Annotated in this window: 14 protein-coding genes and 2 pseudogenes; 2 read left to right on the top strand and 14 right to left on the bottom strand. The window is 30.8% G+C overall.

Annotated elements, in window-relative coordinates; genetic code table 11:
• Positions 1-121: 121 nt before the first annotated feature.
• From B5D15_RS13445 to B5D15_RS13405, 9 genes and pseudogenes are all read right to left on the bottom strand, one after another.
• Positions 122-244 (bottom strand): annotated as a pseudogene (locus B5D15_RS13445) (macro domain-containing protein); the annotation flags it as partial.
• A 550-nt stretch (positions 245-794) separates the two neighbouring features.
• The gene (locus B5D15_RS13440; RefSeq protein ID WP_078697627.1) at positions 795-2084 is read right to left on the bottom strand and encodes a TIGR02679 domain-containing protein; all 1290 of its coding nucleotides are present in this window, start codon (positions 2082-2084) and stop codon (positions 795-797) included.
• A gap of 9 nt (positions 2085-2093) precedes the next feature.
• A complete protein-coding gene (locus B5D15_RS13435; RefSeq protein ID WP_179122318.1) occupies positions 2094-6128 on the bottom strand; it encodes a TIGR02680 family protein in 4035 nt (1344 codons plus the stop codon).
• Complete coding sequence (locus B5D15_RS13430; RefSeq protein ID WP_078697625.1) at positions 6118-7260, bottom strand: TIGR02678 family protein; 1143 nt, start codon at positions 7258-7260, stop codon at positions 6118-6120. Before B5D15_RS13430 ends, B5D15_RS13435 begins: the two co-directional genes overlap by 11 nt.
• A 14-nt stretch (positions 7261-7274) precedes the next feature.
• Positions 7275-8747 (bottom strand): TIGR02677 family protein, encoded by a 1473-nt coding sequence (locus B5D15_RS13425; protein ID WP_078697624.1) that lies wholly within the window; start codon positions 8745-8747, stop codon positions 7275-7277.
• 405 nt (positions 8748-9152) lie between these two features.
• Positions 9153-12290 (bottom strand): beta-galactosidase, LacZ type, encoded by a 3138-nt coding sequence (gene lacZ, locus B5D15_RS13420; protein WP_078697623.1) that lies wholly within the window; start codon positions 12288-12290, stop codon positions 9153-9155.
• 124 nt (positions 12291-12414) lie between these two features.
• Positions 12415-13458 carry an ACR3 family arsenite efflux transporter gene (arsB, locus tag B5D15_RS13415; RefSeq protein WP_078697622.1) on the bottom strand — a complete coding sequence of 348 codons (1044 nt, stop codon included), beginning with the start codon at positions 13456-13458 and terminating at the stop codon, positions 12415-12417.
• 2 nt (positions 13459-13460) lie between these two features.
• Complete coding sequence (locus B5D15_RS13410) at positions 13461-13880, bottom strand: arsenate reductase/protein-tyrosine-phosphatase family protein (RefSeq protein ID WP_078697621.1); 420 nt, start codon at positions 13878-13880, stop codon at positions 13461-13463.
• 10 nt (positions 13881-13890) lie between these two features.
• Entirely contained in the window at positions 13891-14259 is a 369-nt protein-coding gene (locus B5D15_RS13405; protein ID WP_078697620.1) for an ArsR/SmtB family transcription factor, read from the bottom strand.
• A gap of 366 nt (positions 14260-14625) precedes the next feature.
• Between B5D15_RS13405 and adhE the strand changes: the two genes are divergently transcribed.
• Both adhE and B5D15_RS13395 read left to right on the top strand, forming a co-directional pair.
• Positions 14626-17211 (top strand): bifunctional acetaldehyde-CoA/alcohol dehydrogenase, encoded by a 2586-nt coding sequence (adhE, locus tag B5D15_RS13400; RefSeq protein WP_078697619.1) that lies wholly within the window; start codon positions 14626-14628, stop codon positions 17209-17211.
• A gap of 450 nt (positions 17212-17661) precedes the next feature.
• Positions 17662-18468 carry a rhomboid family intramembrane serine protease gene (locus tag B5D15_RS13395; protein ID WP_078697618.1) on the top strand — a complete coding sequence of 269 codons (807 nt, stop codon included), beginning with the start codon at positions 17662-17664 and terminating at the stop codon, positions 18466-18468.
• A 78-nt stretch (positions 18469-18546) separates the two neighbouring features.
• Here the strand turns inward: B5D15_RS13395 and lplA are convergent, their stop codons facing one another.
• The 5 genes and pseudogenes from lplA to B5D15_RS15535 all read right to left on the bottom strand — a co-directional run.
• Entirely contained in the window at positions 18547-19533 is a 987-nt protein-coding gene (gene lplA, locus B5D15_RS13390) for a lipoate--protein ligase (RefSeq protein ID WP_078697617.1), read from the bottom strand.
• Between the two features lie 251 nt (positions 19534-19784).
• Entirely contained in the window at positions 19785-20567 is a 783-nt protein-coding gene (locus B5D15_RS15805; protein ID WP_078697616.1) for a methyl-accepting chemotaxis protein, read from the bottom strand.
• Positions 20568-20846: 279 nt separating this feature from the next.
• On the bottom strand, positions 20847-21728 hold the full coding sequence (locus B5D15_RS13380) for a DUF4846 domain-containing protein (RefSeq protein WP_207651473.1): 882 nt from the start codon (positions 21726-21728) through the stop codon (positions 20847-20849).
• A gap of 18 nt (positions 21729-21746) precedes the next feature.
• Positions 21747-22757, bottom strand: a complete 1011-nt coding sequence (locus B5D15_RS13375; protein WP_078697614.1) for an asparaginase — start codon at positions 22755-22757, stop codon at positions 21747-21749.
• 375 nt (positions 22758-23132) lie between these two features.
• Positions 23133-23381, bottom strand: a pseudogene (locus B5D15_RS15535) (transposase); the annotation flags it as partial.

Raw genomic sequence — 23381 nt, 5'->3', positions numbered from 1 at the left:
ACCCCTTAATCCTGTAAACTTAATAAGGTTTTCCACCCTATTTTCACCATGATTCTTAACACAACTTTTTTATTTTTGATACGACTTTTTTATTCGTGACACGAGTTTTTTTGGGTTATACACCTGCGGCTTTATGTATTGCTCCATCCACTCCTCCTCCCCCAAGAAGGGATGGATTCGCTGCATTTACAATTGCATCAGCCTTAACCTTTGTTATATCATCACGTATAATTTCAAGGGGCATAATATCAACCTCCGTAAAATATACTAAATAAATTGTAAAATAATAATTAACAGGTCATGACTAAAAATAGCCATAACGACGTCATGAAAAAATTTGTGGTTTATTAAAGGTGACAGGAATAACGGTTAATTATTATAAAGGATACAGGAGGGACGGTTACTTACTAATTGGCATAAGTGGGTATAGGGGGGACTGAGCATAAAGGGCAGTTGCTTACTGTTTAAATAGTAATAATATTTTATGCATGTCCCTATAATTTTGAAGGTATTGTGTATGAAATAAGTAACCGTTTCTTAGCTTGTACTTTTTTCCTTTTTTGCAAACGGAATTCTTCACCCTAACAGGGCATGATTAAAAAATAGCCACAACGACGGAATGTAAAAGTTTGTCACTTGTCAACTGGGTGGCACTTTTTTTTGCGGTATACCTCCTTTCTCCGGTATCTAACACTGTATATTGTCATATATATCCAAATATGGGAATGAAACATTTTCACACTAACCGTCCTTATGGTTGTCCAATTGTTTACTCAATTTTTGGTATCTGACACCTAAAATACCCTATCACCAAAAATATCCTCTACATATTTATCTATTATAAGCTCCTGATAGCCGCAGCAGCCTTCTTTTAAAACTTCATCAATCAAATTTTTTAATTCCTTATCTTCAATTCCCTCTATCTGTTTTTTTCTTCTATCATCAAACTTTATTTTTGATTTCATTTTTTTATAAGACTTGTTATCATATCTCCAGTAAATTAATTTATCCTTATATCTTTGCTTTAGTTTGTATGCTATATATATTCCTTCTGGATCTATATCCCCTGAGTAATATATTTTATCAACGTTTTCTGATGCCTTATCTAAAAATATTAAAGAGGCAAGCTTTAACTGACCGCTTGTACAAAGAAGGCTCGGCTTTATGCTTTTCGTTCTTTCTAAAACCTCACTAAAAACGCTTGGGTTTTCAAATACATATAAAATATTATCTTTGCAAATTATATCTTTTATATTTGATAAATTCCAAAGATTAAGCTGCAAAGGCTCAACCATATCACAAAATCCCTTTATTCCAATATGCTCCCCATCCATTGTAAAAGCTTTAATGCTTGCACATACTGTAAAGTTTGAAATTTCATCCTTTAAAATACCAAAGCTATATAAAAGGCCACTTTTTTCTTCTGAGTTTTCAGGAACAATGATATTTGATAAAAAGGATAATGCTGAAAGTAAAAGCGTAAATGCTGCCTTTCCTTCATCAAAATAATGGGGGTCTTTGCTTATAAAGGATGCAAAAATTGCAAGCCTTTTAGGGCTCTTATCGTAATTTAGATAGTTTACTGCCTTTAAAACATTTTCAAGCATGATTCTAAAATCCTCTTTATTCTTTTCATACTGCTTTATTAAAATATTATATCCATAGGTTTTATTAAAAAGGGAGTAGCTTAGCCAATCAAAAGCTTTAGTACCTTTAAATTCATCTAATAACAAATTGAAAAATTCCTCTTTTTCTCTTTGCTTTTCTTCTTTTATTTCTCTATTTGGTTTTAATTCTTCGTTAAAATATATTTTTAAAACCTCAATAATATCAGCATCAGCATATTTCGTATTTTTAAATACTGATAAAAACTTTTTAACGGTTATTTTTGCTTCATCTAAGGATATATATTTGCTGTCAATTTTGCATAAAAGGCTTCTCTCCCCATCGTTAAGTTTATCTAAATATATGCTTCCTCCAATACTCCCTAAAGATTTATATTTTTCCATTGAAGCTTCTAAAAATCTATGATATCTTTTTTTGTTTGATTTTAAAAACTGTGCCATTTCTTTTTCTAAACTCATAATAATCACCTATGCTTCATATTGTAACTGCCTTCCATTCCAAAGATACCTTATAACCAACACATTATCTGAATTGTCAGGTCTTTCTATGTTAGCAATAGCAAGGTTTTCAACAGTATCATAAGTTCCCCATAGAACCTGAGAATTTAAAATATAATCAAGCTCCATCTCTTTTAATATTCTAAACATGTCCCTTATATTTTCTTCATCAACTCCTGCAAAGGCCTCATCAAGGGCTACAATCCTTGGGCAATCCATCTTTGCCATGTCATATCTTGAATAGATTGCAGTAAATAAAGGTATATACATAGCCATTGCCTTTTCCCCTCCGCTTAGCTGATAAAAGGCATTGTTAGTAAGCTCCTTCTCCTTTTCCCCCTCTTTGCTGCTATAAAGTTTAAACTCATACCACTTTCTATAGTCCAAAATTTCCTTTATAACAGTATGATAATTTTTACTTTCCCCTAAATCTTCGCTGTTTCTTATTATTTCCTTTACCCTTGAGGAAAAATGCTTAGAGAGATTTTCAATATCTCTTTCATCTGCAACTTCCTTTTCCAATATATCTATTATCTTTTTAGTATCAAGCTGCATCTCATTTTCTGCCCTTTTAGGAACCCATTTTAAAGTAAGTTTAAAGGTACTTGAAGTATTCATTGACTGCATAATCTCATTCATCTTGTTAACCCAGTTTCTTGAGTGATGAATTTTAGCACTTACCTTCTTTGAAACAGTTTTTAATAGTATATCCTGGAAAAACTCCTTTTCCTTATCGGATAAAAGAAGCTTGTTTACTTCTAAATCTCCGTTTAATCTTTCCTTTAAAAAGTTAAAGTCCGTCTCCTTGCCGTCAACCCTAAACCTTATATCCTTTCTCTGTGCAAACTCATATAACTCCTTATATTCATCATCAGCATTTTCCCTTTTAAGTATTGTTACAACCTTTGGCTGATAATCCCTTAATATGCCTATATTCTTAGTATAGCTCTCATAAAGGGCATTATCATAATCTTCCTTTGACTTTTTAGTATCCCCCTGAAGGTTGTTTATAATATCTTTACATAATACACAGGGTTTTTTTTCTTTATTAATCCCTTCTACATAACCTAAATTTACTTCCTCTAAAAATATTTCTTCTAAAACTTTTAATAGATTATACTGCTTTTCGTATTCTTTTTCCTTTTCTGATATCTTATCCTTTAAATTTACAATCTTATCTTCTGTCCTTATTTTTTCATCAGATAGATTTCTAATCTTCTCAGGATGCTTCTCTTTTATTCTATAGCTTTTTTCAATTTCGTCTTTAATTGATTCGTATCCGTGTTTTTCAAGATAATCTTCATAAACCTTCTTTAAGTTTTCCCTTATCTTTATAAACTCATTTTTCTTATTTATATCTCCAATTATTATATCTATATCACAACTTAACTCTTCAATGCTTTCTTCTATATTTCTTAACAATTCCTTTTTGTTTATATTTTTATTTATAAAGGTTTCAAACTTTGTAAGGCTGCTTATATAATCCTCCGCAGCATCCTGTGCACTGCTGTATGCTTTATAGCTTTTTTCTATCTCAAGTCCTTCTGTTAGGTTATATACCTGCTTTTTAAATTCCCTTATCTGAGCATCTGTTTCTTCAAATTTTTTTATTGTAACATTTAATTCCTTTTCCTTTGCTAAAAGATCATTATAGCTTTCATTTATTATATCTATTGCCTTTTCTATATCCTCAAAGCTTGGAAAGTTTTTAAACTCCTCTTCAATAATTTTTATTCTTTCTTTATAATGTGAAATTTTTTCATTTTCTTTTTTTATATCAAGCTCTATTTCTAATATTTTGTTTTTAAGCTCCTCAATTAAACTTTCTCTATATTTTTTCCTTGAGGATTGTCCAATATATCTTAGAATATAGTTTTCCTTGGTTTTTCCCTTTAATATTCCTATACCATAGTTTCCCTTTTCATCAATATAAGTTATAGAATTATTATCAAGAAGTATGCTCTGTATTGCATAGTCCACATCCTCAAAGCTTATATTTTCTAAATCCGAAGTATCTACCTTTAAATATTCACTAAGGTTATGGGATAAAAGTATTGGCTCTGGGAATAAATATTTATCACAGCCTAAATTATCAAGGGATAAAACATCCTTTTTATATTTTTTAGGAATAATAAGGGCATCAAGAAGCCCCATATCCAATAGAGCACATTCAATATTTTTCCTTATTTCATCGCTTATTTTTTCTTTAAAATCTATAGCCTTATAAAGTGGGACAAAGGGTATGCTTAAATTTTTTAGTCTTTCTCTGTTTTTTATTACCTCCTCATCCCTTTCAAATTCTATGTCTTTTATGTTTTTAAGCTCAATTATTTTATTTTCTATTTCTTTTATTTTATCTTTATATTCATTAATTTTTACATTGCTGCTTTCAATGTTTGCACTGATTATTCCTTTATTTTGATTATATTTATCAACAGCAGCGCTTTTTATATTAATCAAATCGCTGTAGCCTTTTATCTGCATTATAGACTTTGATAGGCTGTGAAGGTTTTCATCCTCTAATATTATCTCTTTGTTTCCCCTGTTCCATTTAACAATATTTTCTATATGTTCTTCCTTTACAGTTGTAAGATATTCCTCTGCTTCATTAAGTTTTGACTTTGCATATTCTAAATCCTTCTCTTCCCTGTCCTTTTTTTGCAGTATTTCTTCAAACTCATTCTTTTTAAATTCATATGTACCTAAAATATCCTTAGCTTTTCTTATTTTATCCCTGTGCCTTAATATTGCTTCCTTTGCAAAGGTAATATTAAAATCATCCTTAAATATTTCATGGTTTAAAAAGCTGGACTCTTTTGCAAAAGATTCCATTTCATCTAATATAAGCTTTATATCTTCCTTAATTTCTTCTATTTCATCCTCTATTTCTTTCTTTTTTTGCTCCTTTTTCCTTAAAGAATCCTTTTTAAGATCCAGTTCATTAATTTTATTTTCCTTTTCTAAACTTGAATCATTAAGCTCTCTGTTTACAGTTTCTAATTTTTCCCTTATATCCTTTATATCGCTCTTTAAAAACTCTTCTATTTTCTTTTCTGCAACATAGAGTTCATCTTTAAGCATTATAAGTTCTTTTTGGTATTCTTCCATTTTTGACTCTTCTAATGCTTTACTGCTATATAAATCATTCTTTTCCCTATCAAGTCTTAAAGTTTCATTGTATTTATCAAAATATTTCTTTGCCTTTTCAAAAAGAATGTAGTTGTTATAATTCCTAAAGGGATTTTCTAAAAGATTAAGTGCCTTTTGACACTGCTCAAGCTGCTCAATCCTAAGCTTTATATTGTCCATATTCTCCATAGCCTCAGACATTGGTCTTAAATCATCCTCATTAAGCTGCCTTAGAGAATTTTCAAGTATTCCATAAATTGTTGTGGGCTTAAAATCCTTAGAGAGCTTTGGACTTCTTATGTTAATTAAAAGATCCATAAGCTCATCATAATTTTCCATATCGTCATATCCAAATAAATGCTCATTTACCTTCTTTTTATATTCAATCTGGGATTCTGTAAAAAAATTTCCCTCTATCCTGTTTATAAGTTCCCTTTTAGTTAAAGGTATTTTTTCGTATCCTTTATCTATATACAAAAATAAATCCTTTTTTATTCTTCGTCCATCGGTTATAATAAAATACCATGAATCTACACTTTTGCCTTTAACTGCTTTAAGCCCAATGCCAAGGGTTAAATATCTTTCGCTGTCCTTCTTTTTAAGCTCCATATAAAGATAGGCTGTTCTTTCATTTTCATCCTCATCCATTAATAAATAATTTTCAATACGCCTTGCATTTGTACCAAAGGGGTCAATTCTTTCGGGCCTTTTGTTTCCATCTAATAAAAGAGGTATAAAACTTTGCATAGTTACTGATTTACCAGAGCCATTTGCCCCTCTTAATAAAAGCTTGCCATCGCTTAAATTAAACTCCTCATCATCATAATACCAAAAGTTTACAAGTCCAAATTTATTTATTATCCATCTATCCTTCAATTTTATTCTCCCCTTCGTCAAAATCCTTTGGGTAATCCCCCGTTATTTTTGCTACAACAGGTTTTAATATTATTTTATCGTTAAGCTTATCTATCATATTAAAGCCCTTCATAAAGCTGAAAACTTCGCTGTATAAATAATTTAGGCTGCATTCTCTAAACTCTTTACTCCATCCTTCACCTTTTTTACTTTTCAGCTCATCCAAAAGCTCTAAAAAATATTTTTCATCTATTTCAATATTAAAATTATCGCTTAAAGTTAGGCTGTTATTTTTAAATTTTTCTAATACAAGCTTATTTAAACATAAAACTATATCAGATATTGCACTAATATTTGGGAAAGTTTCCTCCATCCTTTCGTTTTCCTCTAAAACAACAAGGGCAGCTTCCCTATGAACATGAAGTTTCCATCCTAAATACTTTTCCAAATCGCTTTCTATGTTAGGCTTATAGTTTTTTATATAATAAAAGTCCTGATCCTGTGAGCCTTCATTATACATAACAGGGGACATTATAATATTTCTATATACCCTGTGCCTTCTTGTAATACCCTTTTGCTCATCTATTGTATCCCACGCAAAGCTTAAAAAATCCTTGAAGGATTTTGCCATTGAAATATCTATGGGAAAGTTTCTTATAATATATTTTGATATACCTGTATTTTCATATAAAACTTCAGCACTCTCACTTTCTGCAAAGCTCTCATCCTCACCATCAAAAACCTTAATAAGCCTTAATCCTTCTGAAAATTTTAAAACCCTGACAAGTGCTCTTCGATTTGAATAAACTGTCCAGTCTATTTTCCCAAATTCAAAATTTGCATTTATATAATCAATTAGCTGGGATAATACGAATTTATCCTCTATGCTCTTATCCTCTAAAAACATAATTAGAAGAATAAAAAGGCAGTAATCAAGCTTATCTTTAAATTCCTTTATACCCATCCAAGGTTCAACTTTCCCAGGAAATTTTTCTAATTTTATAAAATCCTGATGAATAATAATATCATATCCTAACTTTTCTTGAAGAAAACTTTTGAAATTATTTATATTATCCTTTATTTCGTAATATAAATCCTTATTATCTTCCTTAACTATGATGTAGTTATCAAGAAGAGTCTTTAGCACATCCATTATATCTCTCCTGTTTAATAAAATTTTAATATAAAATTAGGCATAACAAGTGTTCCATCCTCACACTCTAAGGTTATATTTTCATCATCTAAAAGTATTGCCTCATAATCTCTTCCATATTCTGTCTTGCTCTTTTTAGATTTGTTGTTGTTTGCACGGGAGAGCCACCTTAAAAGTGTATTCCTCTGAAAGCTTGTAATAATAGGAAGGCTCTTAAATTCTATCTTCCCAGCATGTATTAAAGATTCCATTATTTCTTTTTCCATTTTTATTCTTTCTTCAATTTCTCTTTTAAGTTCTTCTTTTATTGCACTTTTATCCTTCATAGGTGTTTTAATAATTCTTTCCCTATATTTTCTATTTTTAGGCTTTAGAATATATTCATGGGGACTTTCCTCATATATGCTGCTATATATACTCTCTGTCTCCCTTATTGTATTCCCCCTTATATGCCTCATATTAAATATTCCTATTGTAACAGCAGAGAGTATATTTGCTTCATCTAAATCCTTTGAGCAATAAAAAAGCTCTAAAAGCTTTCTATATTCCATCTTCCTGTTGGCACTGCTGTTTCTTCTTTCTGATATTTGGGAAGCATACCTTGTGGTCTTCATAATTATTTCATTAGTAATATCAAGAATCTTTTCACAATCGCTTATCCTGTTTGAATTTGATATAAACCAGTCAAATACGCTTTTCCATCTTTCAATATTCGTTTCTAAATATTCATCTTCTTTTATATCAAAATCCATCCTTGGAATCGTCTTTTCATATTCAAAAACCTTTTGTATTACATATTTAACCTCATCTTCATTTATAGATTTTAATCTTTTTTCTATTTTTGAGGAGTTGGATTGAATTCCCTTTATAAATTCCCTTAGATATTTTATTAAGTTTTCCTTATAAATTAAAAATTCAGTAGTCTGCATAAGCTCCTCAGCCTTTGGAGAATAAAAGCTTTTTATATAATCCTGGTAATTCTCATTTAATTTTTTAAAATCATCGCTTATACTAATCCACCAATTGTAAACTGTTTTAGCATCTTTATCTTTTATATCAAAGAATTTTTCAAGTTTTTCTTCAAAGGATTCAACAAGGGATGCCTCAAGGGATGCCTGATTTTGCAAAGATATGTTTTCAAGATGCATTATCATTCTTTCAATCTCAATAGTGTATTGCGAGAGCTGGTATTGAAACTGCCTGTTTTTAAACTCTTCTATAGTTTTTATATTTTTTGTATCCTGAAGAGTAATTAAATTCTTATTTTCAACCAGATAATCTAAATCATATCTTAAATTCTCCAAAGTATAGTCCTTAAACTCCTTATATTTTTTAAGCTCCTCATATATTTCCTCTTTATATACCCAGTATTTATAACATTCATGATGTTTATATAAAATCCTTATAATAGGCCTATATCTCCATGTGTTCTCAACCGTTAAATATTTAACCTCTTCTATTTGCTTAAACACATTAGGACTTAACATTTTTCTTCTCCTTTTTCAAAATTCTATAATATTCATCTATATATTATCATTAAAATTATTATCTTTCATTATTTTTTTAAACAATTTAAAACAAATTCTTAGTTTAAAGCTTTGAGTAATTGGTACGGTTAGTGTGAAAATGTTTTCTCAATCTCCGGTGTTAGATACCGGAGAAAGGAAGTAAAAAATACCATACAATTAACAAGTGACAAACTTTTTCATGCCGTCGTTAAGGTTATTTTTAGTCACATCCTTTTACTGTAAAAAAGTTAATTTACAAAAAAAGAAAAAAGTACAAGCAGAGGGACGGTTACTTATTTTATACAATATCTGCAAAATCTCAAGAATATGCATAGAATATTATGTTTATTATTTAATATAATAATTAACCGTCCCTCAGCTTGTTTACTTTATTGGTTTTATTAAAAAGCTGTATACATAACTTTTATTTCCATGAAGCTTGTACTTATCATGCAGTGCTGCAACTCCGGGAAGGTCACCGCCAACCCCACACTGCCTGTAATCAATATTTAGCGTTATAAAGTCCTGCTCCTTTAGCTCGTGTATGTGTTTTGCCCTATCTAAATCCTCAAGACTATATGGCCACGCACTAAAATTTAAAAGTTTCCCCTCAAAATCTTCTATCCTTATTCCTAATCCTTTAGAATTTTTAACTTCAATCCACCTTACATCAGTTCTGTTGCCATTCTCCTGAGGCCTCATGTAGTTGAATATCAAATCCTTTACTTTTGCCGAATATATTGCAACCTTGGCCCCGCTTTTTCTGTCCTCATAAGTCTCATGAAATCCTCTTCCAAACCAAGTTATATTATCAAAATCCTTGTGTATTTCCACCATCATCCCTATCTTTAACATATCCTTTTTAGGAGTTATACTATGCTTTACAATAATTAATCCCTGTGCATCAATCATGTATTCCGTTACTACATCCTCTTTAGTATTTGCTACCTTTTGCATAACTGTTATTTTTACACAATCCTCAACCTCTTCAATATCAATCTTCTCAACCTTTCTCTTTTTTGATGCCTTAAGCCATGATTTGTCAACAAGAATAGGTTCAAGCCTTGAATCAAAATTTGCATAGCCTATGTCATTATCCGTTAAAGCTCTGTAATAATTAGGTATAAGTGGTGACTTTATAATCTCACCAAACCCATAATCTAAGGATTCAATTCCACCCGATGTTTTCCCTATTTTAATGCTGAAATTGCCGCTTTTTACCTTTATAGCATCCTTATCATTGTTTACTATTAAAACTCCCCTATCTGCACAATTTTTCCTCTCTTTAGTCCCATTATCAAAGGGAAGTTTAAACTGCTCAAAGGCAGCTTCATACCCTTCCTTTGCCCACATATTATCCTTTTTTAATACAAAGGAAAAATCAACATGATATTCGCATCCTTTTTTAACTTCCTCTGGAATAAATTCTATTTTAAATTCCTTAATTTTTTTAGGACCAATATCAAGCTCATCAACAGCTCCCGATTTTATAACTTGACCATCCTCTGTTAACTTCCATAACATTTTAAAATTCTCTAATCCTATAAAGGAGTACTTATTTTCAACAGCGATAATCCCCTTTAAAATATTTACATCTTTAACATTTATATTTTGGTAAACCTTTTTAACCTCATAAATTGATGGGTGAAGTGTTCTATCCGCTGATACTATTCCATTAGCACAAAAATATCTATGTGTATCCTCCTCACCAAAATCTCCTCCATAGAGCCACATCTCTTTCCCATCATTATCGTATTTTCTAATAGATTGATCAACAAAATCCCAGATAAAACCACCTGCCATATTATCGTATTTTTCAAAAACATCCATATATTCTTTAAAATTTCCAAGGCTGTTTTCCATAGCATGAGCATATTCACATAAAAGCACTGGTTTTCCTATGTACTGCTTAGGCTTTAGAGGTTTGTTATCCGCCGCAAGCTTATTCATTATATTTTCAAAAAAGTTCACCTTAATCTCCTCGTGCCTTCCAAGCCTTTCAAGAACATCCGTTGTTGCATACATCCTCGATACCACATCGCTAACAGACATATCAAAATCCCCTTCATAGTGAATAGGCCTTGTATTATCAAGCTTTAACGCTGCCTCCTTCATAACTTTAAAGCTAGAACCGTATCCTGCCTCATTCCCAAGGGACCACATAAATATACAGGGATGATTTCTATCTCTTAATACCATTCTTTCCATCCTGTCAACAACAGCCTGTGTCCAAAGAGGATTATCCCCAGGCACATTTTTACGCCTAACGCCATGACTTTCAACCTCAGCCTCATCCATTACATAAAATCCATATTCGTTACAAAGCTTGTAAAAGTAAGGATCGTTTGGATAATGGCTTGTTCTTATTGCATTTATGTTGTGCTGCTTCATAATGGTTAAATCCTGATGATATCTCTCCCTTGGAACAGCCCATCCAAAATCAGGATCAAATTCATGCCTGTTTACTCCCTTAAGCATAATAGGTTTTCCATTTATAAGTATTTTTTCATCTTTAATCTCTACTATTTTAAATCCGAATTGAAAAGACTTTATTTCAAGTATTTTTCCTTCTTCATCTTTAAGTATAATAAAAATCCTATAAAGGTTTGGAGTTTCAGATGTCCACTTTTTAGGGTTTTTAATATTATTTTTGAAAGAAAAAACTACATCTTTATTATTGGATACAACTCCCTTTAAAGATGCTATTATCTCTGGTATTGATTTTAAATTGTATTCTAAAAGTCCTGCCTCAAGGGTTATTTTTTTATCCATGTTACAATAATTTTTTATATAAACATCTAATAAGAGCTCTGCATCCTCATAACTTTCATCCATATTGCATCTTGCAAAAAAATCTCTTATGAATACTTTAGGCTCAGAATATATGTAAACCTCCCTGTATATGCCACTGAAAAACCACATATCCTGATCCTCAAGGTATGTGCCGTCGCAATATCTGTAAACCTCAACAGATAAGGTATTTTCACCTATTCTTACATATTTTGTTATATAAAACTCTGAAGGTGTCATTGAACCTTTAGAAAATCCAACCTTTTCACCGTTTATATAAAGATAAAAACAGGATTTGACAGCTCCAAAATGTATAAAAATCTCTCTGTCCTTCCATTCCATAGGTATATTAAAGGTTCTTCTATAGTAGCCTATCTCATTCCATTTAGAATCTATTTTGGGAATCTCTCTCTCTTTTGTGCTTATTCCAGGAGGATATTTAAAAGCAAGATAATAGGGTTTTCCATATCCCTTTAGCTGCCAAAGGCTTGGAACCTCTATATCATTAAAGGATGATGTATCATAATCTTCTTTATAAAAACTATCCAGTGCGTTTTTTAAATCTTTTATCCATTTAAACTTCCATATTCCATTAAGGCTTATCTTATAGGGTGATTCCAAATCTTCATATATACTTTCGTAATCATCATAGGGAAGTGCAATAGTATGTCCATCCTCTTTATTAATACCTGTAATCTTAGGGTTTTCCCAATCATAAGTAAATTTATCCATATTTATTCCCCCACTTTTTTATTCCATTCTTGTTAATATTATCATACTAAATAGTCTAAAATTCAATAAAAAAAGCTATGAAAATCTCTAAAGTATTAAAGACTTTCATAGCTTTAAAATCTATTTACTCTTTATCAAACCATCCTCTTGTTTTATTTGCAATTGAAACAAGGGTTAACATTATTGGAACCTCAGTTAAAACTCCAACCACCGTTGATAATGCAGCACCGGATTTTAGTCCAAAGAGGGAAATTGCAACAGCTACTGCAAGTTCAAAGAAGTTGCTTGCTCCAATCATAGCTGCTGGTGCGGCAATATTGTGAGGAAGTTTCCACAGCTTTGCCCATAAGTAAGCAATTGCAAATATAAAAAATGTCTGTATTGTAAGTGGAACTGCAATTAAAAGAATATGAACAGGGTTATTTACAATAATCTCTCCTTGGAAGGAAAAGATTATAACTAAAGTTAGCAAAAGTCCAATTATAGTTATATTATCAAATTTTTTAAGAAATACATTTTCAAAATAGTCTAAACCCTTGTTTTTTATAACGTTTTTTCTTGTTAAATATCCTGCTGTCAGTGGAATTACAACAAATAGAATTGTTGATAATAAAAGTGTTCCATAGGGAACTTTAACATTGCTAACTCCAAGAAGGAATGCAACAATTGGGGTAAATGCAAAGAGAATTATAAGATCATTCACTGCAACCTGAACAAGGGTATAAGCTGCATCTCCTTTAGTTAAATAACTCCACACAAATACCATAGCTGTACATGGAGCTGCTCCTAAAAGTACTGCTCCAGACAGATACTCTGTTGCAAGATTTGACGGAATAAATGATTTAAAAACTATTTTTAAGAAAAAGGCTGCTATTAAATACATAGTAAAAGGTTTTATAAGCCAGTTAGTAACGCAGGTAACAACAAGTCCCTTTGGCTTTTTAGTAGCATTTACAATACTTGAAAAGTCAATTTTAAGCATCATAGGATATATCATAAGCCAAATCAGTATTGCAACTGGAATTGAAACATTATAGTATTCAAACCTGCTGAGCGTTTTGGGTATCACTGGAATATACTGGCCTATTAATATACCAGCTATTATGCAAAGCGCAACCCAAATTGTAAGATATTTTTCAAAAAAACCCAAACCCTTCTTTTCTGACATTTTTATTCCCCCTTATAATTTATTTCATTATTTTTTATTCTTCTTGCTAAATCCTTTACTTTTTCCTCGATTGTTTTAGCTGTTTTTATAAACTCTTCATCGCTTTTGCCAGTAGGATCTTCAAGCCCCCAATCTTCAGTATAATCAGCAGGTAAAAGGGGACACCCAACATTGCAGCCCATCTTTATTGCAATATCAACCTCAGGTAAATCAGTTATAAGCTTTGAATGCTGTGTTTCATTCATATCTACTCCATAAAGTTTTTTTATAATTCTTACTGCATCTTGATTAATCCTCTCTACAACCTGCGTACCTGCAGAATAGGATTCGAAAACATCCGATGCAAATAGCTTCCCTAACGCCTCTGCCATCTGTGATCTGCAGGAATTGTGTACACAAACAAATGCTACTTTTGGTTTCATGATATCCTCCTTAATTTAAGCATATTTTTCCTTCTTTCAAATCATCGCAGCTAAGCCCGCTTTGTTTATATTTTTTAAGCTTTGTTAAATCACTCTCACATACTTTTAAGTTGATTATTTCACTATCTATTATTTCTTTTACAAAGGGATGTTCCTTTAGTATATCTTCTTTTATTTTGTAATAAACATATTTATTAACCTTATAGTATTCAACTAACTTTGCATTAGTAAGCTTATTTAGATGCCTTGAAGCATTGGACTGGTTTATATCAAGAAGCACTTCTATCTCACACACGCAAAGATCCCCAAACTTTAATAAATTTAAAATCCTAAGTCTCGTTTCATCAGACAGTGCCTTTATAATTGGCAAAAGCTCCATTATATCACCTCACTTCATATGAACATATTCGCTTTTAATCATATGATAAATCTAAATATCTCCATTGTCAATAAAATTTTCACACTAACCCTCCCGAATTCACAGTTTCATCACAAGATTAAATAAAAAATTTTTAATAAACTATTGCATTTATATAATAATTATTGTAAAATATCATTGTGAAATTAATAACAATATTTTTTACAAAAACAAGGTGATTAAAATTATTACTATGCTTTAAGCCATTGATAAGCCTTCTTCTTAGGCTTGTTTATCAAGCCGTTTTCCTCTTTTTTAATTTTTTTTTTGATTACATATGTTATTTTTTTAACATACATATAAAAATACTTAAGTGAGGTGTTTTAAATGTTAGTTACTAACAAGGAAGAACTTCTACAAAAGATTGAAGAAGTAAGAGAAGCACAAAGGAAATTTTCAACCTATTCACAGGAGCAGGTTGATGAAATCTTTCGTCAAGCTGCGATGGCTGCAAACGATGCGAGAATATATCTTGCTAAAATGGCTGTCGAAGAGACAGGAATGGGAATAATTGAAGATAAGGTTATTAAGAATCATTTTGCATCTGAATATATCTACAATAAATATAAGGATGAAAAAACCTGCGGTGTAATAGATAAGGATGAGGCCTTTGGTCTTACTAAAGTTGCTGAGCCAATCGGCGTTATCGCTGCTGTTGTTCCAACTACAAATCCAACATCTACTGCAATCTTTAAAGCTCTTATTGCCCTTAAAACAAGAAACGGTATAATTTTCTCTCCCCATCCAAGAGCTAAAAAATCAACTATTGAAGCTGCTAAAATTATTCTTGATGCTGCTGTTAAAGCTGGAGCTCCAAAAAATATAATAGGCTGGATTGACGAACCATCTGTTGAATTATCTCAGTTAATAATGAGGGAATGTGATCTTACCCTTGCCACAGGAGGCCCTGGAATGGTAAAGGCTGCTTACTCTTCAGGAAAGCCAGCAATAGGTGTTGGAGCCGGAAATACTCCAGCGATAATTGATGAAACTGCTCATATTAAAATGGCTGTTAACTCTATACTCCTTTCTAAGAGTTTTGACAACGGCGTTATATGTGCATCTGAACAGTCAGTTATCGTAGTTGATGATATTTATGATGAAGTAAAGCAAGAATTTGTTGATAGAGGTGCTTATATACTAAAGAAGGATGAAATAGATAAGGTTAGAAGCATTATACTTGTAAATGGTTCAATTAATGCAAACATAGTTGGTCAAAGTCCTCAAAAAATAGCACAGATGGCTGGAATTGTAATACCTGATAATGCGCGAATTATAATAGGTGAAGTTGAATCTGTTGAGCTTTCAGAGCCCTTCTCCCATGAAAAGCTTTCACCTATCCTTGCTATGTACAGAGCAAAGAATTTTGATGAAGCATTAAATAAAGCTTCTACATTAGTAAGGCTTGGGGGATTTGGACATACATCTGTTCTTTATACCGACACTATAAAGTCTAAAGACAGGGTTGAGAAGTTCAGTTCAGTTATGAAAACTGGAAGAACAATAATAAATATGCCTTCATCACAAGGCGCTATAGGTGATATCTATAATTTCAAACTTGAGCCATCCTTAACTTTAGGATGCGGTTCCTGGGGCGGCAACTCTGTTTCGGAAAACGTTGGAGTTAAACATTTAATCAACATTAAAAACGTTGCCGAAAGGAGAGAGAATATGCTTTGGTTTAGAGTACCTGAAAAAATTTATTTTAAATATGGATGCTTAGCAACAGCCCTTAAAGAGTTAAAGGAAATGAATAAGAAAAAGGCATTTATTGTAACCGATAAAGTTTTATTTGAACTTGGATATGCAGATAAAGTTACTGAGGTTTTAGAAAAATCAGGAGTAGAATTCAGCGTATTTTTCGAAGTTACCCCTGACCCAACTTTAGCTTGTGCTAAAAAAGGTGCAGAACTTATGAAGGCTTTTAATCCTGACGTAATAATTTCCCTCGGCGGTGGTTCTCCGATGGATGCTGCTAAAATCATGTGGGTTATGTATGAGCATCCTGAGGTAAGATTCGAAGATCTTGCTATGAGATTCATGGATATTAGAAAAAGAGTTTACAGGTTCCCAGAAATGGGCAAAAAAGCTATGATGGTCGCAATACCAACATCAGCTGGTACTGGTTCTGAGGTTACTCCCTTTGCCGTTATTACTGATGAAAAAACTGGAATTAAATACCCTCTTGCAGATTATGAATTAACTCCAGACATGGCTATTATAGATACAGAACTTATGATGAATATGCCAAAGGGACTTACATCAGCATCTGGTATTGATGCATTAACTCATGCAATAGAAGCCTATGTTTCAGTACTTGCATCAGAATACACAAATGGCCTTGCTCTCGAAGCTATTAGACTTATATTTAAGTATTTACCACAAGCATACGATGAAGGTACAACAAACGTAAAGGCAAGAGAGAAAATGGCTCACGCTTCAACTATAGCTGGTATGGCCTTTGCAAATGCTTTCCTTGGAGTATGCCACTCTATGGCTCATAAGCTTGGTGCAATGCATCATATACCACATGGTGTTGCAAATGCTCTGCTTATAAATGAGGTTATCAGGTTTAATGCCGTTGATAATCCAAGAAAGCAGACTGCTTTCCCTCAATACAAGTATCCAAATATTAAATGGAGATATGCACAGATAGCAGATTATCTAAAGCTTGGAGGAAAGAATGAGGATGAAAAGGTTGAACTTTTAATAAAGGCAATAGATGAGCTTAAGGAAAAAATAAACATACCGAAATCTATAAAGGAAGCAGGCGTTTCTGAGAAAAAGTTCTATGCAAGCCTCGATGAAATGGCAGAACAGGCCTTTGATGATCAGTGTACAGTATCTAACCCAAGATATCCACTTATAAGTGAAATAAAGCAGATGTATATTAACGCTTTTGAGGGAAAATAAAGATTAAAGATTAAGCGGGACGGTTAACAATTGTCCTGCTTTTTTATTTATTAAATAAAAATTATGAACCTCTTTTTTAACATTTTTCTTGCATATTTTAAATGTGCTAAATATTTGAAAACATAATATTAACTTAGATTAGGGAAGTGAGCCAATAGAAATTGAAATTATTATCCTTTAATCAATCTTAATTACCAACATTGATACAACTTGAGGTATTCAATGGTAAAGCCGCGTCCTGTATCCAATCATTTCTAACGCTGCGTATCATATACATTGATAATTCAAAATTATATGTTTAAATATTCACTCTTTAACCATTCTCACATTATATTTAGTTTACTTAAATTTATAATTGCATCTGCTTCCTTAGTAAAATTGATTTATTCTTAAAGTTATACTACAATGAATATATAAAAAAATGTTATCTTGATTTATGGAGGCTATGATATGAACTGGATTGATAGGCTTGAGAAAAAATACAGAAAATATTCTATTCCAAATCTTATGACTTATATTGTAGGAATAACAGGATTGGTATTCCTTATTTCTAATTTTTTAGACACAACAGGGACTTTTATTGAAAAGATAGCCCTATATCCATCAGCAGTAATGAAAGGTGAAGTATGGAGACTAATAACCTATATTTTTATTCCCCCTTCATCTTCCCCTATCTTTATAATTTTTGCACTATATTTTTATTACTTGATAGGTACAACTTTGGAACATGAATGGGGAAGCTTCAGATTCAATTTATATTATCTTTTAGGTATGATAGGAGCAACAGCAGCCGCACTAATAACAGGATATGCTGACAATATTTACTTAAATCTTTCTCTATTCTTAGCTTTTGCTTATTTATATCCTGATTTTGAAATTTTATTATTTTTTATACTGCCTATTAAAATAAAATATCTCACATATATAAACTGGATTTTTATAATTGTAGGAGTACTATTTGGACCTCTTTCAAGCAAGGCTGCTGCAATAGCTTCATTGATAAATTACTTTATTTTCTTTGGTAAAGACATTTTTATTGATTTTAAACATAGAAATCACGCTTATAATAAAAAGAAGAATTTTAAAGAAAAGGCTAAAGTCATACCTTTAACACGAAAATGCACCGTATGCGGCATAACCCCTGAGGACGACCCAAATATGGAATTTAGATTCTGCAGCGAATGTGAAGGGCTGCATTGTTACTGTATGAATCATATAAAAAATCACGAACACATAAAATCGAGTAAGGCTGAATAATTATTTTATTCAGCCTTACTTCGTACTAACCCATTTTCCCTTAATTATACAACAGTTTAAAATGGCTACCCCGAATCATTAATAAAAAAGATATTTTAAATCTTCATTTTGAAGTTTTAATATAAATTCCTGTACGTTAATACCATCTATTATGTTTTCAATTATTTTTAAATCATATTTTATACCTACAAATTGTTTTTCAAGCCCCTCTACAGGTTCTTTTTCAAAGAAGTCTCCAGATATCTTTACTTTCTTAATTACTCCTTCTTCCACATTCATATTTAAACATACGAATCCAGCATCACATTTTAACTCTTTTTTGTAGTTAAAATGTGGTGATTGTCCAAAATTCCATTCAAAGGTTTCATATTTTTTCTTTACAAGTTCGTTTATTTTTTCATAGTCATCCTTTGTTAATTCATAATTTTTAACTTCTTCGTTTTTTTCTTCAAAAATTTTTCTTATCAAAAGTTCTTTGAATTGAAGCAGGGATATATTAACATAATCGCTTATATTAGTTACCCTGCTTCTAACTGACTTTATTCCTTTTGATTCAAACTTTTCCTTTTTAACATTTAATGCATTTGATAAAACCATTAAATCGCTTGAAAACAATAAGGTTCCATGATGAAGCAGCTTATTTTTATAAAAATACTGAGCATTTCCTGAAAACTTTTTACCTTCTATTAATATATCATTTCTTCCACTAAACTCTGCACTTTCAACACCTAAATATTTTAAACATTTTACAACAGGCTCAGTAAAAAATTTAAAATCATTTCTATGAGAAACTGAGTCCTTTTCAATTATTGTAAAATTGAGATTTCCTAAGTCATGATAAACTGCTCCTCCGCCAGATAATCTTCTTACTACTTTTATATTATTATTTTTTATATATTCAAGATTTAATTCCTCGTAGGCATTTTGGTTTTTACCAATAACTATTACAGGTTCGTTTTGCCATAAAATCAGTAAATCATCATCGATTTCTTTATATTTTAAGAAATACTCCTCAAGTGCAAGATTGAAATATGGATTGTTTGAAGTATTTATTATGTTAATCATTTTGACCGCCTCCATTTCTATTATGCAGCAATGTATTATAAGAATAACATTATATTTTATAGTTTTCTAAAGACACAAATATATCTAAAGTATTATAATACAATTTGTTTTCCAATATAATCCATAATCGAATTGCTACTACTTATATATTAACATTGAGTAGTATACCACTATTCAAGTAGCAAATTTAAAGTATATTCTTTATCTTTTTAAAAGATTGTTATACTAACTCTTTACTAACAAATTAAATTCTATACCATTAAATTATTCATAGTTGAATTCACAACTTCAGTTGCTTCAATTTGTTTTTGAGATAACTTTTCTAATGTTGACACTTCATTATTCAATTTATCAATTTCTTCAGCTAATTTAGTTAAAATATTGTTTATATTTTTAGCATATGATTCACTATTACCTGCAAGATCCTGAATTTCCTTTGCTACAACGCCAAAAGTTCTTCCATGTTCCCCAGCTCGTGCCGCCTCTATTGTAGCATTTATTCCAAGCACCTTAGTCTGCATAGCTATATTGTTTACATACTCAATTATTTCATCGCTCTGCTTAATATATTGTTTTGAAATATTTGCAAGATTTATTAGTCTATCAGAAACACCATCTATTTTCTCAACAGAATTTGTTATATTTTTAATATTTAACTGGATGATAGATGCTGCATTATTAATATCCTCAATTTTCTTATTTAACTTATTAAATATCATCTCATCATGGGATGCAATTTCTGTTATAAGAAGCGCTCCTTCCGCATCAATTATTTTACATTTTTGTCCATATTTTTCGTATATAATTTTTGATACATTTTCATTTCCTGTAACTTCAATAATTATATCAGTTTGATCCGGGTCAATATCATCAATAGATTGAGAAATATTAATATTCATACTTTTAGCAAGCTTAATTCCTATTGCATCAAAATTCTTATCAATTACAATTTTAACATTAACATTTTCAACGTTTTTTAAAAGGCTTATTATTTTGCTTCCACCGATTCCACCGCCAACAACTGCTATATTCATATTTCTACCTCCAAAATAAATATTTACACACACCTTTTTACTATTCTATAAAAAAGCAGAAAATCCTTTAAATTTCAAAAATTAAAATTAGCAGTTGGGGACGGTTAATGCTTATTTCGCAAAATTATTTCTTTGTTATTTTTTATTTTTATTATAAAGTCATTATTTAATTTAGTTATATGAAAGCAAAAAACATGTTAAGTACTTTCCTTAAAAATAAATACTTAACATGTTTGTTTAATATTTTAAATTTTTATATGATTAGTTGTTAACTGTCCCTTATTCATCTTTAAACCTCATCAGTTGATCCTTTGTAAATTCCCACTCAGGCGTTACTAATTTTTCTCCAAAGTTAATGCTATACCATGGATTATTATCATTATTTGCTTCGTTTTTTAAAATATGAATATCCTGTGCAGGCATATAACTTTGAGCAAGTATAAATATTTTTTCTCCTGTCTTTTTATTTTCTGCAACATCAAGAACAATTTCACAATGTCCAGGGTTGCCTCCTTTTATAAATACATCTCCTATTGTTATATCTTTTATGTTTACTTTTTGCAGTTCTTTTGATAGTGAAAGTGTACCAGCATAAGTAAAAACAACATTAAGATACTTTCTAAAACTGCTATAATCATTAGAATAAGAAGTTTCTTTTTTCCAATAGGTTTTGTTTCCTTCAACTTTTATCCTATATCCATTCATCCACTTTGAGTATTCGGCTCTGAATCCATTTGTAAAGTTAAAATGTATTTTATCATATTCGCCTTTATTATAGAGGTACTCTGCTCTTAACCTTATTACTGCATCTGCACATTGCTGTAAATCTTTATTTCCTACATCCATATCAAAAACAGCTATATAGTCATCTCTAAGCTTTATAAACCCGTTGTAATATCTTACTTTTGAACCATGGGGCTTTAAGGTGAGATTTCTAAGATACTCTCCAAAAGAACCCTTGTAAACATTAATTCTCTCAAAGTTTTGAGGAACCTTAATTCTATCCTTTACCGTTTTCCCACTATAATCAATTAAAGATACTTCTATTTTTTCCTCATCTTTTTTTATAATCTGATTACTTTTACTTTCTCTTTTTTCTAATTTTGCACAGGATGTTAAAAAAATAATAATAGTCAAAATAATTAATATCTTATTATTCAAAAAATTCAACCCCTGTTGTTATAAATATTTTAATTCAAATACCGGTTTTATTTGCCCTACAACCTGCCCAACATTATTCTTATTATCTATCACTTTAAATTTATTTAAAGCTTTTTTTTCATCATCTTCTAACATATTTAATTTTTCTAAAACCTCAACAACTACAGGATAAAGAGCTCTACTATAATTTCCATCTTCTATTTTAACTGCAATTCCAATATCAGCTCCCTTAATACCAACTGCATAAACAGATTCAGCACCAAGTTTTCCAATAATTTTACCTTTAGTACATCTTATAAGTTCTGTGCAGAAACCATTTGTTCCTGCGACCATTTCAGGATAATTGTTCATAGATTTAAAAATTTTATCTGCTGCAAATTTATAATCATTATCTAAATTATTAGGATTTGCAATTTTAGCAAAAGCAATCGATAGGTTATAAATTGGCATACCAAATACAGGAACACTGCACCCATCTACCCCAATTATAATTTTATTCTTCTCTATTTCACATACTTTTGATACAACATCTAATATATCTCTTTGTACAGGGTGATAGGGCATATTGTATTCCTCTATTTTAAAACCTTTAGCTAAGCAGCTTGCAATTATTCCCACATGTTTTCCAGAACAGTCAGAATGAAGAGGGGTTAGCTTTACATTATTTTTTGCCTGCGTAATTGCAATATTTTTATTTATTGAATATGTGCTGCCACAAAGAAGTCTATCTATATTAATTCCAATTTTACTTAATATACCTTCAACTGTTTTTATATGGAACTCTTCACCATAATGAGAAGCACACATTATAGAAATTTCAGCATCATGAAAATTAAATTTTTCATACGCTCCACTTAAAAATACATTTATAGCTTGAATAGGCTTTGCAGAGGATCTTATATAAGTTATTTTAAAAGGATCACCTGCATAAGCAACAACCTTTCCTTTACTATTAACAACAGCAATGTCCCCTCTGTGAATGCTTTCAACTAAAGGGCCACGAGTAACATGTACTAATTCGCATGACATTTTTACCACTCCATTTTTTGGTTTTGGGACGGTTAATGATTGTTTACAATTTTATTAAAATATTTTCTTAAACAGTTAACACTTGTTAACTTCTCAGAAAACTCCTGCGTCTATATCAATAGTATGACATTATCGCATACATAACCAATAATATTAATTTTGCTTTTAAGATATTAGTTTTCATTTTTAATGCCGAATTATTTTGTATTGTTAACTGTCCCTTTAATAAGTTTAATCACGAGTCCATTATATTTGTCATCTATATTTATTAATTTATCACAGCTTGTACAAAAAAAGAATAACTTAATAAAATTTTTCTCATTTTTACCATTTGGCAATATATTTATTAAATTAATCTATTAAAAAATTTTAAATTTATACGCCATAGATTAACAAAAACTCTTTCATAGCACTTTTATATTCTATATTCTCATTAACAAGATTAAGTCCTACGTTTGTAAGCCTCGATACCCCAGAGCTTGTTATATTCCCAATTATTTCACATATATCTTTACATTTTAAATTGCACATACATCTTAAAAGCACTACAAGCAGAGCCTTGGCTGCAATTGTATTTCTTTTATATTTACCATAAAGGCTCATTCTATCTATACCTGTTTTATT

This window comes from Caloramator quimbayensis, assembly GCF_900167605.1.
Lineage (GTDB): Bacteria > Bacillota > Clostridia > Clostridiales > Caloramatoraceae > Caloramator_B > Caloramator_B quimbayensis.
Note: the sequence above shows the minus strand (reverse complement) of the source record. Positions and strands in the feature narration are given on the sequence as shown.

Bases quoted from the DNA above. Each gene is read 5' to 3' on its own strand.
- B5D15_RS13405 (WP_078697620.1), bottom strand. From the start codon at position 14,259: ATGGAGCTTTTGCCAATTATAAAGGCACTGTCTGATGAAACGAGACTT.
- B5D15_RS13430 (WP_078697625.1), bottom strand. From the start codon at position 7,260: ATGGATGTGCTAAAGACTCTTCTTGATAACTACATCATAGTTAAGGAA.
- B5D15_RS13375 (WP_078697614.1), bottom strand. From the start codon at position 22,757: ATGTCATGCGAATTAGTACATGTTACTCGTGGCCCTTTAGTTGAAAGC.
- B5D15_RS13440 (WP_078697627.1), bottom strand. From the start codon at position 2,084: ATGAGTTTAGAAAAAGAAATGGCACAGTTTTTAAAATCAAACAAAAAA.
- B5D15_RS15805 (WP_078697616.1), bottom strand. From the start codon at position 20,567: ATGAATATAGCAGTTGTTGGCGGTGGAATCGGTGGAAGCAAAATAATA.
- arsB (WP_078697622.1), bottom strand. From the start codon at position 13,458: ATGTCAGAAAAGAAGGGTTTGGGTTTTTTTGAAAAATATCTTACAATT.
- adhE (WP_078697619.1), top strand. From the start codon at position 14,626: ATGTTAGTTACTAACAAGGAAGAACTTCTACAAAAGATTGAAGAAGTA.
- B5D15_RS13395 (WP_078697618.1), top strand. From the start codon at position 17,662: ATGAACTGGATTGATAGGCTTGAGAAAAAATACAGAAAATATTCTATT.
- B5D15_RS13410 (WP_078697621.1), bottom strand. From the start codon at position 13,880: ATGAAACCAAAAGTAGCATTTGTTTGTGTACACAATTCCTGCAGATCA.
- lplA (WP_078697617.1), bottom strand. From the start codon at position 19,533: ATGATTAACATAATAAATACTTCAAACAATCCATATTTCAATCTTGCA.
- B5D15_RS13425 (WP_078697624.1), bottom strand. From the start codon at position 8,747: ATGTTAAGTCCTAATGTGTTTAAGCAAATAGAAGAGGTTAAATATTTA.
- lacZ (WP_078697623.1), bottom strand. From the start codon at position 12,290: ATGGATAAATTTACTTATGATTGGGAAAACCCTAAGATTACAGGTATT.